Origin of the sequence: Nostoc sp. GT001, from assembly GCF_030382115.1 — a bacterium.
Lineage (GTDB): Bacteria > Cyanobacteriota > Cyanobacteriia > Cyanobacteriales > Nostocaceae > Nostoc.
Map to the genome: position 1 here is coordinate 7,104,670 of NZ_JAUDRJ010000003.1, position 16,413 is coordinate 7,121,082.

General features: G+C 40.8%; 16 protein-coding genes. 9 read left to right on the forward strand and 7 right to left on the reverse strand.

The window, feature by feature from the left end; all coding sequences use genetic code 11:
* Positions 1-403: 403 nt before the first annotated feature.
* Both QUD05_RS32985 and QUD05_RS32990 read right to left on the reverse strand, forming a co-directional pair.
* Positions 404-1,105, reverse strand: a complete 702-nt coding sequence (locus tag QUD05_RS32985) for an acyltransferase (RefSeq protein WP_289799721.1) — start codon at positions 1,103-1,105, stop codon at positions 404-406.
* Positions 1,106-1,763: 658 nt separating this feature from the next.
* Positions 1,764-1,892, reverse strand: a complete 129-nt coding sequence (locus QUD05_RS32990; protein ID WP_256091202.1) for a hypothetical protein — start codon at positions 1,890-1,892, stop codon at positions 1,764-1,766.
* Between the two features lie 621 nt (positions 1,893-2,513).
* Between QUD05_RS32990 and QUD05_RS32995 the strand changes: the two genes are divergently transcribed.
* The 4 genes from QUD05_RS32995 to QUD05_RS33010 all read left to right on the forward strand — a co-directional run bounded on the left by QUD05_RS32995 (position 2,514) and on the right by QUD05_RS33010 (position 6,631).
* Positions 2,514-2,837 (forward strand): hypothetical protein, encoded by a 324-nt coding sequence (locus QUD05_RS32995; protein ID WP_289799722.1) that lies wholly within the window; start codon positions 2,514-2,516, stop codon positions 2,835-2,837.
* Positions 2,838-3,398: 561 nt separating this feature from the next.
* Positions 3,399-5,963, forward strand: a complete 2,565-nt coding sequence (gene glgP / locus QUD05_RS33000; protein ID WP_289799723.1) for an alpha-glucan family phosphorylase — start codon at positions 3,399-3,401, stop codon at positions 5,961-5,963.
* 130 nt (positions 5,964-6,093) lie between these two features.
* Positions 6,094-6,369, forward strand: coding sequence for a BrnT family toxin (locus QUD05_RS33005; protein ID WP_289799724.1), 276 nt, complete (start codon positions 6,094-6,096; stop codon positions 6,367-6,369).
* Positions 6,350-6,631 (forward strand): ribbon-helix-helix protein, CopG family, encoded by a 282-nt coding sequence (locus QUD05_RS33010; protein ID WP_289799725.1) that lies wholly within the window; start codon positions 6,350-6,352, stop codon positions 6,629-6,631. Before QUD05_RS33005 ends, QUD05_RS33010 begins: the two co-directional genes overlap by 20 nt.
* Positions 6,632-6,852: 221 nt before the next feature.
* Here the strand turns inward: QUD05_RS33010 and QUD05_RS33015 are convergent, their stop codons facing one another.
* Positions 6,853-7,320 carry a DUF29 domain-containing protein gene (locus QUD05_RS33015; RefSeq protein ID WP_289799726.1) on the reverse strand — a complete coding sequence of 156 codons (468 nt, stop codon included), beginning with the start codon at positions 7,318-7,320 and terminating at the stop codon, positions 6,853-6,855.
* A 37-nt stretch (positions 7,321-7,357) separates the two neighbouring features.
* Positions 7,358-8,098 carry a DUF429 domain-containing protein gene (locus QUD05_RS33020; RefSeq protein ID WP_289800131.1) on the reverse strand — a complete coding sequence of 247 codons (741 nt, stop codon included), beginning with the start codon at positions 8,096-8,098 and terminating at the stop codon, positions 7,358-7,360.
* 151 nt (positions 8,099-8,249) lie between these two features.
* On the opposite strand from QUD05_RS33020, the gene QUD05_RS33025 reads away from it, so the two are divergent.
* From QUD05_RS33025 to QUD05_RS33045, 5 genes are all read left to right on the forward strand, one after another.
* Positions 8,250-9,509 (forward strand): glycosyltransferase family 4 protein, encoded by a 1,260-nt coding sequence (locus QUD05_RS33025; RefSeq protein ID WP_289799727.1) that lies wholly within the window; start codon positions 8,250-8,252, stop codon positions 9,507-9,509.
* A gap of 354 nt (positions 9,510-9,863) precedes the next feature.
* Positions 9,864-10,730, forward strand: coding sequence for a calcium-binding protein (locus QUD05_RS33030; RefSeq protein WP_289799728.1), 867 nt, complete (start codon positions 9,864-9,866; stop codon positions 10,728-10,730).
* A 265-nt stretch (positions 10,731-10,995) separates the two neighbouring features.
* Entirely contained in the window at positions 10,996-12,006 is a 1,011-nt protein-coding gene (trpS, locus tag QUD05_RS33035; protein ID WP_289799729.1) for a tryptophan--tRNA ligase, read from the forward strand.
* 58 nt (positions 12,007-12,064) lie between these two features.
* On the forward strand, positions 12,065-12,985 hold the full coding sequence (locus tag QUD05_RS33040; protein ID WP_289799730.1) for a methylenetetrahydrofolate reductase: 921 nt from the start codon (positions 12,065-12,067) through the stop codon (positions 12,983-12,985).
* A gap of 126 nt (positions 12,986-13,111) precedes the next feature.
* Positions 13,112-13,939: an Rpn family recombination-promoting nuclease/putative transposase gene (locus QUD05_RS33045; protein WP_289799731.1), complete on the forward strand. Its 828-nt coding sequence runs from the start codon at positions 13,112-13,114 to the stop codon at positions 13,937-13,939.
* A gap of 217 nt (positions 13,940-14,156) precedes the next feature.
* On the opposite strand, the gene QUD05_RS33050 is transcribed toward QUD05_RS33045, so the two are convergent.
* The 3 genes from QUD05_RS33050 to QUD05_RS33060 all read right to left on the reverse strand — a co-directional run bounded on the left by QUD05_RS33050 (position 14,157) and on the right by QUD05_RS33060 (position 16,187).
* Positions 14,157-14,402, reverse strand: coding sequence for a hypothetical protein (locus tag QUD05_RS33050; protein ID WP_289799732.1), 246 nt, complete (start codon positions 14,400-14,402; stop codon positions 14,157-14,159).
* A gap of 225 nt (positions 14,403-14,627) precedes the next feature.
* Positions 14,628-15,182 (reverse strand): phosphate-starvation-inducible PsiE family protein, encoded by a 555-nt coding sequence (locus tag QUD05_RS33055; RefSeq protein WP_289799733.1) that lies wholly within the window; start codon positions 15,180-15,182, stop codon positions 14,628-14,630.
* An 81-nt stretch (positions 15,183-15,263) separates the two neighbouring features.
* Complete coding sequence (locus tag QUD05_RS33060; protein WP_289799734.1) at positions 15,264-16,187, reverse strand: tetratricopeptide repeat protein; 924 nt, start codon at positions 16,185-16,187, stop codon at positions 15,264-15,266.
* Positions 16,188-16,413: the final 226 nt, after the last annotated feature.

Sequence of the window (16,413 nt, forward strand, 5' to 3'; positions counted from 1 at the left end):
AAAGCTTTTCTTTCGGTATCTGCAATGCAGAAAAGATAGCTACTTTATATTACCCAAATCTCGTCCCTTTTTTAGAGGACTCTGGGGACTCAGGACTAGCAATGTCTACCCTACGGTTATTGATAACGCACAAGATGTCAGTTGTCTGACTTGTAGATGCCCTTAATAAAGATAACCCAGAGACGTTTACCCTTGTGACGTTGACTGATGGCAAAGGTTTCCCAAAAAAGGCAACAGGTTACAGAGGATAGTTACTATTCCCCATACCTTTCAGGAGTGCTGAGTTAGGAGTTATTATTTCTCCTCTGCTCCTCGTTCACTGAGCGTAGTCGTTGGCGAAGCCTCTCGTAGAGAAGTGCTGCTCCTCTGCCCCTCCGCCCCTCTGCCTCTTATACCCAATGCCCTATTTCTCAACTTGAAGCTTTGCTATATCTTTGCTAATTCGGTTTTTGATTACTCGTGCAGGTATGCCGACAGCAACGGAAAAAGGAGGAATATCTTTATTAACAACTGCTCCCGCACCAATAACACTGCCTTTGCCGATAGTAACGCCATCTAATACTGTTACTCCATGTCCTAGCCAACAATCATCCTCAATCACAATTCCCTTGCGAGTAACACCTTGGTATTTAATCAACTCCATCGGATCGGCAAAATTATGATTATTGGCATATATCCCTGAATGGGCAGCAATTAAGCAGTGTTTACCAATTTTAATGTCTCCTGGCCCCTCAATACAAACGTTGGGAGCAATGAAGGTGTCTTCATCAATATGTATATACGTATCTTCTAAACACCCTATATCAACGTTACGCTCAATCGCGACTCTATTTCCTAGATGAATTCTATTATTTTTGTGTCCTCTCGCATCCATCCGCACACCCTTGAAAATATAGACTCCTGCGCCGATCTCAATACAAGAAGTACCGTTAAATTCAACACCATTTTGAATATACACCGGTCTGCCTATCTGGCTAAAAATACTACGATATCCTAAATTACGCAACTTTGGACCGAGAAGAAGTGTTGGAATATCTCCTAACAGTGTAGTTACTAAAAGTTCTTGCACGCGCTGCAATTTGGAAAAATATTGCTCGTTCTGCATGGCTACATATCTCTTTAATCAATTTTTGTTGACAGTGTTTCAAGTTGTTTTGGCTGTATCCTAATCTTTTGCCAATACCAATAGGCTCCGTGTGTATTAATACATGAGCTAGCAGTATCACCAAAATTTTCCAAGATTTTTAGATGGTTTTCCAACATTTGAAAAACCAGAGTATGGCTTTGACTATGCAAGCAATTCTTGAGGTTAGGTGTGTAGAATTACTCAAGTATTATGCACAATTACGTTAAGTCGCTAGCAGATTTTGTACTATATGCACGTAAAACTTTGGCTTATTTTTCACAAAATCAATTAACAAAAAAATTTCAGTGCATTGCCGGGTCAAAACTCAGACTTTTAAATTGTCTGATNGGAAAATTTGCTGGTTTAGATAGACTACTGTTTTGGTTATCTGGCAAATTTTAAAAGCTTGCTACCGCTAACAGCACTCCTAAAGTAAATAGAGACAGTGTTGTTTGTCTTGAGGCATTTCTTCTCAAGCGATTTTAGTCTTTTGAAGCAACTCAGTTTCACAAGCTATTTTGCAACAAAAAATACATTTAACTAGACTATATTCAAAGTTTAGATAAAATTTATGCCTAGCATAACAATGTAATTATTGTTGGATTTCTATGGGTATTGGTGCCCAAATAAAATCCAATTAGGGTGGATTATCTCCCACATCAGCCATCACATTGAAGTTAACCATCGGTGCAAACAAGTAAGCGCTTCCCCGACTGCTATGACGGCTTTCTTGCAACGAATTTCTAGAGTATGCTGCTCCAATCATGTTGCACACGGATGATTTACAGACTAACCAATTCACGTTTGTAATGACATGAATGGTTTTTAATAACAATTGTTTTTAACGATAACACATTTTATTTTTAGTGGAACACTCTCATGAAATAAGTTTAGTTCCAGAGTTTATTGTTAATGAGAATGAAGGAGATAAGTTAACTTTTTTACTAGAGCGATGCCTTCGGTGGGCAAAGCCCAAGCTACTTACAAATATTTTTATACACTTAGATAAAATTCATTGAGGAGGGAGATTTAAAAACTCCTGTCAGCGGTTCTTGGCATTTTTGCCTATATTTATCTTATTACTGATAAAAGTAATTTTATGATTGAGCTTTCAACTTATTTGACATCTACTATGCTTGTGACACCCTCTTAGTTAAAAAGCCAAACTAGCTCAAAATATTTATTTTGTCCACATACTTGCTATCTAAAATATTGTGAATCACCCATTCGGGTGAGCCAAAAGGGTGATGTGTGCTTGGTACTACTCGTTATAAATTTTATTTAAAGAAAGCTAAAACGTAGCTTAGTTTCGAGGATAAATCTACAAAAAAACATCTAATTTCCCAAATTGAGGTATCGGTTTTAACTCACATACTTGGTTCAAATTATGGCTTTAATTAAAGAAATTGTACAAGAAGCTCTAACTATCGGCTCTTTGAGTGTTGTAGCCGAAGATCAACTGCGATCGCAGCTTCAAAGTAATTATGACTCAGAAGACCTAGATGCCTGGATCATTTTACAGCGAGCTATTGCAGCAGGTGATGTAAAACTTGAGTCGCGCCGAAAAAAAGCTTCCCCATCTCTTAAAGCCAAGGACACTTCATCAAGTATCAAACTAGCTTATCAAATGGCAGCAGAACTGGCTTATGCAGCAGCTGTAGCTCTGACAATGACAAAAAATACTAAAGATCAGCCTTCACTAGGTGCATAAAATAACACCTTTATAAGTTATCTTCCTGATTTAGTGCAAATATTTCATACCAAGTAGTTAGCATAGGTGTAGCCCGCCCCAGGCATCGCTTTTCTTAATTAACTGCTTGGTAGGGCTTTCATCCGATTATTTATGGGGTTTCCCTTCTGCTTCCTGGCTTGAGAGTGCTGAGTGCTATCTTTGATAGCCCAATTTTATTAAAAAATAATTAAAAATTTCACTTTACTGGACACAGCTATGGGGAATTTTCACCCTCAGCCAAGAATCTCGAATTGATCCCCGGAAGCAATACTAAAATAAATATAAATTATTTATTCAAAACTAAATTTTTTTAAGTGATACATACCAGTCAATGATTAAATTTTAATATACCAAGTACATGGCTCAGAGTCAGGCATAGAATTAGAAACACCTTGGTGTAAACTTTAGCAACGAGGTTAAAAATAATTCTCAATGCTTAACAAAGTCATCGCTTTTTCACAAACTACTGTATAAAGAATTGGCAACATTGGTAAAGAGAGTAAACAATAACCATAGCTAAACTTGGAGTTTTGCCAACTTATGCAGCCAATTCGGACATTTAATGTATCTCCTTCACTACCGCCGCGACTCGAACCACTACGGCGGCTGGCATATAACTTACACTGGGATTGGAACGTTGAAAGTAAAGACTTGTTCCGTCGCTTAGACTCTGACCTGTGGGAGTCTAGCCATCATAACCCGGTGTTAATGCTGGGTACGATCTCTCAATCGCGGCTTCTGGAAGTTGTCGAAGATGAAGGCTTTTTAGCGCAAATGGATCGAGCTGACCGTCAGTTAGACGATTATTTGCAAGAGCGCACCTGGTATCAGAAACAACGGGAGCAGAAACCAAAAGAATGCTACGCCTATTTTTCGGCGGAATTTGGACTTGTAGATTGTTTGCCCGTTTATTCTGGAGGCTTGGGCGTTCTGGCGGGGGATCACCTCAAATCTGCCAGTGACTTGGGTTTACCGCTTGTAGGTGTAGGTTTGCTATATCAGCAAGGCTACTTTGCCCAGTATCTCAATGCTGATGGCTGGCAGCAAGAACGCTACCTGCTCAACGATTTTTATAATATGCCCTTGCATCTAGAGCGCAATGCCGATGGTTCTGAACTGCGGATTGCGGTAGATTATCCAGGACGCAAGGTATATGCCAGAGTTTGGCGCGTACAGGTAGGAACAGTACCTCTGTATCTGCTGGACACCAACATTGAACCAAATAACACTTACGACCACGACATCACAGACCAGCTGTACGGTGGCGACATCGATATGCGTATCCACCAGGAAATCATGCTGGGGATCGGTGGTGTGCAAATGCTCAAAGCTTTGGGGCTGAAAGTTACCGCTTACCACATGAATGAAGGCCACGCCGCCTTCTCTGCCCTAGAACGCATCCGCTTGCTAATTCAAGAAGAAGGACTGAATTATGTCCAAGCTAGACAGGTGGTCGCTTCCAGCAATATCTTTACCACCCATACGCCAGTACCAGCAGGGATTGACTTGTTCGCTCCCGACAAAATGCTGCACTATCTGGGATATTACGCAGATATATTTGGGTTGCCCAAAGAGCAATTTTTAGGACTGGGGCGTGAGAATACAGGCGATTTATCTGGGCCTTTCAGTATGGCGGTGCTGGCGTTGAAAATGGCAACATTTTCTAACGGTGTCGCACAACTGCATGGTGTGGTGTCGCGGCAAATGTTCCAAGGCTTGTGGCAGAAAGTGCCAGTGGAAGAAGTACCGATCGCAGCAATTACCAACGGTGTCCATGCTCGGAGTTGTGTGGCCAAATCAACTCAAGAGTTATACGATCGCTACCTCGGCCCAAATTGGTCATCAGCACCACCAGATAGCCCATTGTGGGAGCGGATGGACGCCATACCCGATGAGGAATTGTGGCGCAATCACGAACGCTGCCGCTTGGATATGATTTTGTATGTGCGGGAGCATTTAGTTAAGCATTTGACCGATCGTGGCGCTTCCGCTTCCGAAATTGTCCAAGCCCAAGAAGTTTTAGATCCTTACGCTTTCACCATTGGCTTTGCTCGTCGCTTTGCCACCTACAAACGCGCCACCCTCTGGATGCGCGATTTGGATCGGATTAAGCGGCTTCTGCTGGCTAACAAAGACCGGAAAGTGCAATTTGTGATTGCTGGTAAGGCACATCCCAAGGATATCCCCGGTAAAGAACTGATCCGCGAGATCAATCACTTTATCCGCGAACAGCATTTAGAAAAACAGGTAGTGTTTGTTCCCAATTACGACATTCACATCTCCCGGTTGATGGTTGCGGGTTGCGATATCTGGTTAAATACACCGCGTCGTCCACGGGAAGCCTCTGGTACTAGTGGCATGAAAGCCGCAATGAATGGATTGCCGAATTTAAGTGTACTAGATGGCTGGTGGGATGAAGCTGATTACGTCCGCACAGGCTGGGCGATTGGACATGGAGAGAATTACGACGATCCTAACTACCAAGATGAAGTAGAAGCAAATGCTCTCTACGAGTTGTTAGAGAAGGAAGTTGTACCGTTATTTTATGACCATCGGGATACTGATGGTTTGCCCCGTCCGTGGGTTGCCAAAATGAAGGATGCAATTCGGTTGAATTGTCCGTTCTTTAATACAGCGCGGATGGTAGGAGAATATGCACAAAGGGCTTATTTCCCGGCTAGCGATCGCTATCATACCCTGACTGTTGATAACTATGCACCAGCCAAAGAACTAGCCGCTTGGAAAGAAAAACTGAGCGAACACTGGTTCAACATCAGAATCAAAGATGTTGACGTATCCGCAGCTTCAGATATTGAAGTTAACCAAACCGTTGCCGTCAAAGCCAAGGTTGACTTGGCAACTTTGACCAATGATGATGTGCAGGTGGAGCTATATCAAGGTGCGATCGATGCCAATGGTGAAATTGTCAACGCTGTGCCAGTAGTCATGGATTACCAAGGCGAAGATGGACAGCAATTGAGTATTTACACTGGTAATATCATCTATACCGCTTCTGGTTTGCAAGGTTTATCTTTGCGTGTATTGCCGAAAAATCCACACCTAGCTAATCCTTATGAACCAAGGTTGATTGCTTGGGCAGAGTAAGAGTGCTGAGTAGTTATTGAATATTCAAGAATAGGCGTTGCTGATTTAAGTTGAGCAACGCCTTTTATTGTGCGATGCAGTCACATCTCAAAAATAATTATTGCTAGAATGATGAGGAATTATAAGAGAAATGCGATTTGACTGGGATAATCATAAAAGTCAGCTTCTTAAGCAAAATAGGGGATATTCTTTGGAAGAGGTCGCTACTATTTTAGCAGGCGACTATGTAGAACGAATCAAACGAGATGATCCAGAACAATTTATTGCTATTGGATTTCTGGGAAACACCCTTTTGTCGGTCATTTACGAAGTTCGTTATGACGGCGAAGGGGAATATATTTGGTTAATTACTTATTGGAAAAGTACGAGACGGGAGAGAGAAATCTATGAACAATATTTCTATTAAAGAACTTGAAGAAAAAATTGCGAAGGGAGAGGAAGTCGTTGATCGTTATTTTGACTCCACGACAACAAGAGTCGGAACACCTCGTCAAATGACCTCACGAAGACGACAGGATATAGTCACAACAAACCTTGAAATTCCTAGTCCGATGCTCAACGAACTCGACAAAATGGCAACCGAACTCAATATTAGCCGTCAAGCTGTGATTAAAATGATGCTAAGACGCGCTCTCGATGAACACTATTTGAGCCAAGAACCAGATTAAATCAGAAATTTAATTGTGTAGCTTGCCGCCGTAGGCATCACTTTTTGTGTGTGCTGTTACCAGAATTATTCAAATTTCACTCTGGAAACTTCATGTTTTGAGTAGGAAAATCAATCACTGAGGGAAATTGTTTGAGAAGTATGAAGTATTATGTTTAACACCAAAATCTCTGAAATATAAGATGAGACGTTGCTGATTTAAGTTTAGCAACGCCTTATATTTTACAAGTTTTCAGGTAGATAATTAATATCTAGTAGCTGTTCTAAAGTATAAATACAATGTTGAGGTAGGTTATCTAGTTTACCCTCAGTTTTATCAATTACATACCCTAAAGCATCATCATAAATTGATGCTAATTCATTTTGTAAATATTGATATAAATTCGTTGTCAAGTTACGTTTTAATTGATTTCTAAAGCTTCTAATTTCTGCTTTCCAATGTCCCGAATTATATTGAGATTCTTGTGCCCAGTATTGCAGCAGCAAAAGATGTCTAATAATTTGTTCTAATAAACTAGCAACCTTGGCTTTGTCTCTACGACCCAAATTTTCTAGCTCCTCAATTAAATTCTCTAAATCTAATTTTTCTAAATGGTTAGCTTTCAAGAGTTTGATTGTTTCCTCTAACCAGAGATGATCGTCAATTTCATATAGCTCTTTTAAACTCAAATTAGAACTAACTCTTTGCATAAAACCTCTTTGAATTAAATCTTACTACATTACAATTTTAGGCTAATATTCTCTGAGGGATGACAATATAGCCAGTGGTGCGATCGCCTAATACCAAATTACGTTGTTCTCCCCAATACCACCAGTATGCAGCAACATAAGCGCAAATTAGGCTATCTAGTTTATCTTCGGTTGCTTTGAGGGCTGCGCCTGTGGTGGGAATTTCGGAAGGGAAAGAACCACAGAGGCGCAGAGAAGACAGAGGAGGAGAGAAACAAGGGAGAATATCGAGAAGATAATTTTGGAGTTTAATTAGTTCTAGACGGCGCTCATTGAGTCGTCCTTTTTTGTATTTGAGGATGCGTTCTAAGTTGAATAGGTTAACAATTGCTGGGTGGGGAAAGACTTCTATTTGATATCTGCTAAGTTTTTGTGGTTCAATGGTGGGTGCATGTGCAAAACCGCGTGATTCTAATTCTAAGCCAAAGTTGACGGTGCGCTCTGCGAAGAGTAGGTTTTGATTAGCTGGGTAGCATCCCGCATGATATTTACCAAAGTATTTGTGGCTAAGTTTATCGGGGAGACGACTCCCGGTAGCGTTGGGTATGAGGGTAGGTGCATCTACGGCGATGATGGCTGGTTCGTTTGCTTGGACGCTTTTATCGATCCAGGAGAGGATGTCTGCAATGGCATCTTTGCGGTCTAGATCGAGTAATTGTAGTTGTCCATCTACCCATTCTAAACAGCACAATCCACTTGGTTGCGATCGCCAGCCTAAATCAATGCCAATAAATTTCATGGTCATAACACGAATTTGCGATTATTTTCGCATTTTCGGGCAACCATTTACCTAAATTTACTTGTTAAAAATCGTGATAAATAATCTTATAATCTTAAACAGCTTGTCTTAATTTATTTTATCTGGTAATAAATTAATCAAGATTATTCCAATGAAAATTTTATTTTTACATCCCAATTTCCCCTCGCAATTTCGCAATCTAGCGATAGTTTTAGGTAAAGATCCTAATCACCAAGTCGTCTTTGGGACAAATCGTCGTGAAGGGGAAATACCTGGCGTTTTCAAAGCTATTTATACCCCTTCTCGTGAAGCTGCGCCTCAAACTCACCACTATGTTCGCAACCTGGAAAATGCTGTTCTCAACGCTCAAGCTGTCTATCGCGTGGCAGAAAAATTAAAATCCGAGGGTTTCTTTCCAGATATAGTTTATGGTCATTCTGGTTGGGGGCCGACTTTATTTATGAAAGATGTTTTCCCCAAAGCAGAATTATTGTGTTATTTCGAGTGGTTTTACCATGCTCACGGTTCCGATGCAGATTTCGATCCCAACGAGCCGTTGAATGCTGATGATGAATGCCGCATCCGCGTGAAAAATGCACCGATTTTAACTGATTTATATAGCTGCGATCGCGGACTTTCTCCAACTAATTGGCAGCGTCAGCAGTTTCCCAAAGAATATCATAGCAAACTCACTGTAATTCATGATGGCGTTGATACCAATTATTTTGTTCCCAAACCAGGCGCAAAGTTAGTTTTACCAAGAATAAATCTGGATCTTTCTCATGTGGAAGAGTTGGTAACTTATGTAGGACGAGGAATGGAACCTTATAGAGGTTTTCCACAGTTTATGGAAACAGTAGCGCTAATTCAGCAGCGACGACCTAAGTGCCATGTGGTAGTTGTCGGAGAAGATCGGGTTGCTTATGGTAAAAATCTCCCCGATGGTCAGACTTATAAACAATTAATGCTAGAAAAATTATCTTTGGATTTATCGAGGCTGCACTTTACAGATAGGCTTCCTTACAATGAGTACCTTCAGGTTTTGCAAGCTTCTTCTGCCCATGTTTATTTAACCCGTCCATTTGTATTATCTTGGTCAATGTTAGAAGTAATGGCAGCAGGATGTTTACTAATAGCTTCTAAGACTGCACCAGTATTGGAGGTTGTACAGGATGGGGTGAATGGACTGCTGGTAGATTTCTTTTCTCCCCAGAATATTGCTAATAGGATTGAAGAGGCGCTGAATAATCCTCAAGAGATGAATGCAATTCGAGCGAATGCACGAGCGACAATTCTGAAGCGTTATGATTTAGCGAAACTATTACCACAGCATTTGCAATGGATGTTCGCTGGCAAAAATTCTGATAGTTTGAAAAAGCGTCCAAGTTCTAAAGGATTTGGTAAAAATTAGTCATTGGTCATTAGTCACTTGCATAAATATTTTTGACCTCAAGCAAAGGTGCAAATAAAAGCCTGAAAAGCAATAATTTTGCAAGAAGCATATTAATCATTAGTTATTGATCAAGAGCAAACGACAAATGACCAATATAACTCTTGAAGAGGCTGCACCAACGACTAAGCTTAGTACAAATGACCAATGATATTATGTCCGCTAAATTACTTATTAAACCTGAAGAACCCCACCCCGCCAAAGCTATGCTTTGTCTCCCCGCTTGCGGGGAGGAGGTGGGGTGCAATGACTTTGGAAATCATAACTAATTATACGGACATGATATGACAAATAAAGATAAAAGCGATATTGAAAATGCGAATTATTTTTACCATTGCCCATTTTTTCAAACCTAGCAATGAGGGTCGTCATGCTTCCCAACGCAAAGACCCGCAACCCCGTTTGGAGGCGTTAACTAAAAGTATTACCGCCTTACACCAATTATTTGGTAAATCTCAAAGTATTATCAACATTGCTCAACGACTAGCTTTTCCTGCTAATCAGCCGCAGTCTCACGAACTAGATATTGTTATTTGTACAACTCAAGATAATCATCTTCTGAATCAGCTTTCCTTACCATCCCATTTATATAGGCATCATTCTACTAAAGCAGAACCTCTACTTTTGGGGTTTGAGTGTCAAGCTGTTCTGCAAAGTTGTCTCGGTCAGTATGATTATTATTGCTTTCTTGAAGATGACTTAATTATTCATGACCCTTGGTTTTTTATCAAATTAAACTGGTTTACCCAACAAGCGGGTGATTTAAATTTGCTTCAGCCAAATCGTTATGAAGTCTCTCCCAAAGCTTTGGTTTACAAAGCTTATATTGATGGGGATTTGGCTTTGCGAGTAACTGCTCCTTTTCAAAATGTGCAAGATCAACAGGAACTCAATGGTGCAATTATGAATGCACCAATTACCTTTCGTCGTGCCCTCAATCCTCACGCGGGCTGCTACTTTTTAAATGCAAATCAAATGGCTTACTGGGCTAATCAAACCTATTTTCTTGACCGAGATATTAGTTTTGTTGGCCCTTTAGAAAGTGCTGCCACATTAGGAATTATGAAGACATTCAAAATTTACAAAACTTCACCAGAGCAAGCAAGCTTTTTAGAGATTCAGCATTTTGGAACTGGATTTCTGGGGCTAATTGGCGGACAGGTGGGTTTGGTAGACAGGTAAATCGAATTTAAGAGTTTGGTTTTTGTGAGCAAAATTAATGCGATCGCTAATGTATTTTTATAAGTAGCGATCGCTCAACAATCAACTAGTCTTAAATTTTAACTAATGGTCTCCGACTGGGAACGAGTTAAAATCTCTCATCCCATAACGGCGAGTTGACCTGGAAAATGTCAAAATTAAATGAGTTTTGCGTAGGCGCAAGAAACTTGTCGCCAGACATCGCCACTTGACATAGCGCGGATTTGAGATAACTAAGTTGAAATTTATGGGCAAGCAACGTGTTCTTTCTGGAGTTCAACCAACCAGCAATTACCATCTAGGTAACTACTTGGGAGCCATTCGCAACTGGGTAGAAGGTCAGAGCGAATACGAAAATTACCTTTTTGTGGCTGATTTGCACGCGATTACAGTGCCACACGACCCAAAACAATTGGCAGCTGATACCTACACTCTTGCTGCTCTTTATTTAGCTTGTGGTCTTGATTTAAATCACTCCACTATCTTTGTACAATCGCACGTTTCGGCCCACAGTGAACTCACCTGGTTGCTCAACTGCATTACACCTCTAAACTGGCTGCAAGATATGATTCAGTTTAAGGAAAAGGCCGTCAAGCAGGGAGAAAATGTGAGTGCAGGTTTATTGGATTACCCTGTGCTGATGGCAGCGGATATTTTGCTTTACCAAGCGGATAAAGTGCCAGTGGGTGAAGACCAAAAGCAACACTTGGAATTGACACGGGATATTGCAGCTCGGTTAAATCACCAATTTGGTAAACCAGATCAACCAGTTCTGAAGTTACCAGACCCTTTAATTCGCAAGGAAGGGGCTAGGGTGATGAGTTTAGCGGACGGTACACGCAAAATGTCGAAGTCTGATCCTTCGGAGTTAAGCCGAATCAGTTTGCTAGATTCACCGGAACAGATTCAATACAAGATTAAGCGTTGTAAAACCGATCCGATTCGTGGGCTGACTTTTGACGATCCAGCACGTCCAGAGTGTAATAATTTGTTAACGCTTTATACATTGCTTGCTGGAAAGAAAAAGGAAGATGTAGCGGTTGAGTGTCAGGATATGGGCTGGGGACAGTTCAAGCCATTGTTGACAGACACAATTATTGAGTCCCTGAAACCAATTCAAGAAAAATATCACTCGATAACGGCAGACAAAAGCTATTTGGACTCTGTGTTACGGGATGGAGGGGAAAAAGCTAGAGCGATCGCCAATCAAACTTTATCACAAGTAAAAGCTGCTTTAGGCTACTCTCTTCCTCTCTAAGTTTTCCCTTTTAGGTGTGACTTGCTATACCATTTAAGAAATTGAAAACCTTAATGTTATGCATCACACCCATAGCCACACAGCCTTTCGCAGAGCTGTACAAGCAGGTGAATTTCTAGTTACCGCCGAGGTAGCACCGCCGAAAGGGGGAGATCCAGCGCACATGATTCAAATGGCGGCGACTCTTAAGGGGAGAGTTCATGCCGTCAATGTTACTGATGGTAGCCGCGCCGTGTTAAGGATGTCTTCGTTAATCGCGTCGGTAATTTTGTCACAGAATGGCATAGAGCCGATTTGTCAAATTGCTTGCCGCGATCGCAACCGCATCGGTTTACAAGCTGATTTGATGGGCGCTCATGCTTTAGGTATTCGTAATATTTTAGCTTTGACTGGCGACCCAGTAAAAGCAGGCGATCATCCAGATGCCAAAGCGGTGTTTGATTTAGAAGCTGTGCGACTGCTGCAACTGATTCGGAAGATGAATCAAGGTGTTGATTGCAATGAAAAACCCTTGACTGATGGAGCTTTAGATTTATTTGTTGGTGCAGCGGTAGATCCGCAATGTAAAAGTTGGTCGGGTTTACAAAGTCGATTTGAACGCAAAATCGAAGCCGGAGCGCAATTTTTTCAAAGTCAGTTGATTACCGATTTTGAGCGACTGGAAAAGTTTATGGATACCATTGCTGCTGGTTATAAAAAACCGATTTTGGCAGGAATATTTCTGTTGAAATCAGCAAAAAATGCTCAGTTTATTAATAGATGTGTTCCGGGTGTAGATATTCCCCAACATATTATTGATAGATTGGCAAAAGCCAAAGATCCTTTTGAGGAAGGGATAAAAATTGCTGCCGAGCAAGTGCAAATAGCGCGGCAATTGTGTCAAGGAGTTCACATGATGGCAGTGAAGCGTGAAGATGCGATCGCGCCAATTTTAGATTTGGCTGGGATTGCTCCAGTGAAGCAATTGGTATCTATGTAAATTAGAAAATTAATCTTTTATTAAAGCAGATGGTTATTCCTATCTGCTTTTTTTATGCGGAAACAGACACGGTTACACTATTTTTGATAGACTTTCAATATCCAATGTTCCCTTGACTAAATTTAGGTGCAAACTGACAAAATATTTTATAGCTTATTTCAAGCTTTTCCTAGCATATTTTTTGCGATAATTGGCGACACGACTGCCAATGTCAACGCATATCAATTTGTTTCAGTTGAGCTAAAAGAAACTGCTTTTAGGATTGATGGGGTATTCATCCCCACAAGTGAAACTACAAACCAACCACTTTACTTTGTTGAAGTTCAGTTTCAATTAGACTCAAATTTTTATAGACGCTTCTTTGCCGAAATCTTCCTTTATCTACGTCAAAATGAATCAGTCAATTTTTGGCGTGCTGTTGTCATCTATCCGCAACGAAGTTTAGATCCAAACGATCGGCTACCATATCAATTGCTGCTAGACAGTTCACAAGTGCAACGTATTTATCTAGATGAATTAGATTCCACAGAGAACTCACTTCAAGTTGCGATCGTTAAATTAATTATCGAAAGAGAAGAGACAGCCCTTGACAAAGGTAGAGAATTGATTTTACAAGCAAGGCAAGAACTGGCAGATGAATCTACCAGCAAGCAAATTGTAGAATTGATAGAGACTATTCTGTTGTACAAATTTACCCGGTTAAGCCGAGAGGAGTTAGCAGAAATGTTGGGTATAGACGAGGAATTCAAAAAAACACGGATGTATCAATCAATCAAGGAAGACGGCTTAGAAGAAGGTCGCCAGGAAGGTCGCCAGAAAGGTCGCCAGGAAGGTCGCCAGGAAGCTAAGTTAGAAGCTATTCCCCGATTGTTGGCATTGGGATTGAGTGTAGAACAAGTGGCGGTGGCTCTCGATTTAACGGTGGCACAAGTAGAGCAAGCAGCCCAGAATTAAGTCTATCTAATAGTGAGTAGTGCTTGCCTCTAATTTAATCAGCAACTGCGACACCGATAGCGTACTCCTTTCGTGCGGAACGCTACGCGAACGGAGAAGCGTTAGCGAGTCCACGAGGCGAGCGTCATAGCCTGTTTTAGACATCGCCTCTTTTTGTTTTAGCTAAACCAGAAGCGATGTCTACGACGGGCTTACGCCTACGAACTTAAAATCTGGGTTACATCTTACCGTGTTGCAGCACTTGTTGTAGATGTTGGCGAATCTCTTGTGCATGTTCAATATCAGATTGCCGCAATTTTTGGAACAACTCTACACAAGGTTGAGAACCTACTTTTTCTGCATCTTTGATGTAGGTATCGTAAGCTTTAACAGCTTCAGCCTTGTTCTGCAAAACGGTGACAAAATCATACTCCAAGTCGCTAATCGCTGCTTGAGATTGTCCGTTACCTCTATTTGTAGTCATTGCTTGAACCTCTTTTAGAATTTCTAATTAACGTTATATTCACCCTTAAAGAGCGATTCATCTTCCAAAAAGAGTATATTTCAATACGTCGGAAGTACCTTGCAAAAATAATTTCCTGATACAGCCTTAGACAAAGGAGTGGGGAGTGGAGAAAAAGTATTTTCCCTACTCCCCAGTACAGATGCGATTAATCACGTCTCTCCCACTCCCCATTTTCATAACAATTTATCCAAGGGGTTGATTCTCATCACATTGACGTGAATACTGTAATTCCAACTCGTTTTGGCGTTCTCTACCTCCCCTATACACAACCGGACAAAACTTAGTGTTAGCGCTCATACAATCCATGTGTGGTGTCTTAGCGCATACCACGAGTAGTCCACCCAAAACAAATAACAAACCACAAATTGCAAGCGTATTAACCCAATGCATTTCTAGCGCTCCGTGAACTACTACCTCGCGCAGTAGAGATACAATTGTTACCTCAACTGCTACTCCCACAGAGATACTATGTTCTTGCAAATAGACCATTAATAGTCGAAATAACTCGACTAAGATCAACACAAATAGTATTTTTGCAGTCACATGTTTATAGTCTAGTGGCTGCGTGAGGGCGATAGCTATCCCCCACAATTGGATTAGCATGACGGCGAACAAACCAAAACACAAAACAATCACAATTAAGTCTTGAAAGGCTTCCATGTTGCGAACAATTGATTGCCGATCAAGCCAGCGATCGCTAAATAAAAATCGACTTTTCTGGCGCTTTTGCATGTACATTTTTCCAATCGGGACTAGTTCAGACAACACCAGCGAGTCAACCCAATAGTTTTATGTTATGCAATATTAAGTTTTTTTGCCTCAGCGAGGTTGGTAATTTAAATTTTGTGCCTGTTGCAACAATTGCTCGGCATTTTTAGCCCACTGGGGATTTTTTTGAGCATTGTATAAATCTCTAGCAAATTGCAACACTTGTACTGCATCGCCATATTGCTGTAACTGCATAAAAACTAACCCAGCACCATAATAAGCGTTGGGATAGTTAGAGTTAGCTTCGGCTGATTTTCTAAAAGCCTCTAATGCTTCTTGTAATTTACTTTGTTGGAAAAAAATTGATCCGAGATTGTAATAAGCTTCTGGATACTTGGGATTAATTTTTAATGCCTGATAAAATGCACTTCTGGCTTGATCGAGTTTACCTTGTTGGAGATAGCACATCCCTATATGGTAAGGAGGTTCTGGTGCATTTTTGCTATATTCTACGGCTTTTTTAAAAGATGCGATCGCTCGCTCACAATCTCGTTGCTGTTCTTGTACTAACCCTAAGTTATAGTGGGCAAATCCGAGTTTGGGATCGAGTTCTAAGGCGCGTCGCAAATAATCGTTAGCTAACTTTAAATTATTGCCTTCTAACAACGCTCCGCCTAAATTAGCAAAAGCTGGAGCAAATTTGGGATCGGCTTGCGTCGCTCGATAAAATGCATCCGCAGAGGGTTGTAATTGTCCCGTTTGTCGGAGTGCTAACCCCAGATTATAATACGCTGGTGCCAATGCCGGATCTAACTGGGTTGCTTGTTTAAAAGCTGCGATCGCATCTTGTACCCTTCCCGCCTGAATTGCCTGTAAGCCTTGGTTTAACCAGTCTACAGCAGTTTTAGGATTAGATTGTGCTAGCTTTGAGGCGACAGGAAGAGATAGAGCAAGAGAGGGGGAGGAAATACTCATAATCAGCAAAGTTAAACTTACTAACCCTGCTATGCGATATTTAAAGAATGATAATCTCATTGATTTTCTGACTCGCAACACTTTCAGTTAAATTTACTTGATAAAAAGTTTTTTACAAAAGTTTTTGATTCAGCATAAAAATTTTTGATGCTTAACTTTTCTTAAGCTAAATCTTACGACAGGCTACAATTTTTTTAACTTTCGATTAAAAGGAGCATAATAACAAATTAAAGAAGGGGTAATTTTGACTCCAGAGAACCATTTTTTTCAAATAGAATTCAGGAGT

What these genes read in the sequence shown, in the direction of transcription:
- QUD05_RS33060 (WP_289799734.1), bottom strand. Translation starts at nt 16,187, where the DNA reads ATGAGATTATCATTCTTTAAATATCGCATAGCAGGGTTAGTAAGTTTA.
- QUD05_RS33040 (WP_289799730.1), top strand. Translation starts at nt 12,065, where the DNA reads ATGCATCACACCCATAGCCACACAGCCTTTCGCAGAGCTGTACAAGCA.
- trpS (WP_289799729.1), top strand. Translation starts at nt 10,996, where the DNA reads ATGGGCAAGCAACGTGTTCTTTCTGGAGTTCAACCAACCAGCAATTAC.
- QUD05_RS33050 (WP_289799732.1), bottom strand. Translation starts at nt 14,402, where the DNA reads ATGACTACAAATAGAGGTAACGGACAATCTCAAGCAGCGATTAGCGAC.
- QUD05_RS32990 (WP_256091202.1), bottom strand. Translation starts at nt 1,892, where the DNA reads ATGATTGGAGCAGCATACTCTAGAAATTCGTTGCAAGAAAGCCGTCAT.
- QUD05_RS33010 (WP_289799725.1), top strand. Translation starts at nt 6,350, where the DNA reads ATGAACAATATTTCTATTAAAGAACTTGAAGAAAAAATTGCGAAGGGA.
- QUD05_RS33055 (WP_289799733.1), bottom strand. Translation starts at nt 15,182, where the DNA reads ATGTACATGCAAAAGCGCCAGAAAAGTCGATTTTTATTTAGCGATCGC.
- glgP (WP_289799723.1), top strand. Translation starts at nt 3,399, where the DNA reads ATGCAGCCAATTCGGACATTTAATGTATCTCCTTCACTACCGCCGCGA.
- QUD05_RS33005 (WP_289799724.1), top strand. Translation starts at nt 6,094, where the DNA reads ATGCGATTTGACTGGGATAATCATAAAAGTCAGCTTCTTAAGCAAAAT.
- QUD05_RS32995 (WP_289799722.1), top strand. Translation starts at nt 2,514, where the DNA reads ATGGCTTTAATTAAAGAAATTGTACAAGAAGCTCTAACTATCGGCTCT.
- QUD05_RS33025 (WP_289799727.1), top strand. Translation starts at nt 8,250, where the DNA reads ATGAAAATTTTATTTTTACATCCCAATTTCCCCTCGCAATTTCGCAAT.
- QUD05_RS33020 (WP_289800131.1), bottom strand. Translation starts at nt 8,098, where the DNA reads ATGAAATTTATTGGCATTGATTTAGGCTGGCGATCGCAACCAAGTGGA.
- QUD05_RS33030 (WP_289799728.1), top strand. Translation starts at nt 9,864, where the DNA reads ATGCGAATTATTTTTACCATTGCCCATTTTTTCAAACCTAGCAATGAG.
- QUD05_RS32985 (WP_289799721.1), bottom strand. Translation starts at nt 1,105, where the DNA reads ATGCAGAACGAGCAATATTTTTCCAAATTGCAGCGCGTGCAAGAACTT.
- QUD05_RS33015 (WP_289799726.1), bottom strand. Translation starts at nt 7,320, where the DNA reads ATGCAAAGAGTTAGTTCTAATTTGAGTTTAAAAGAGCTATATGAAATT.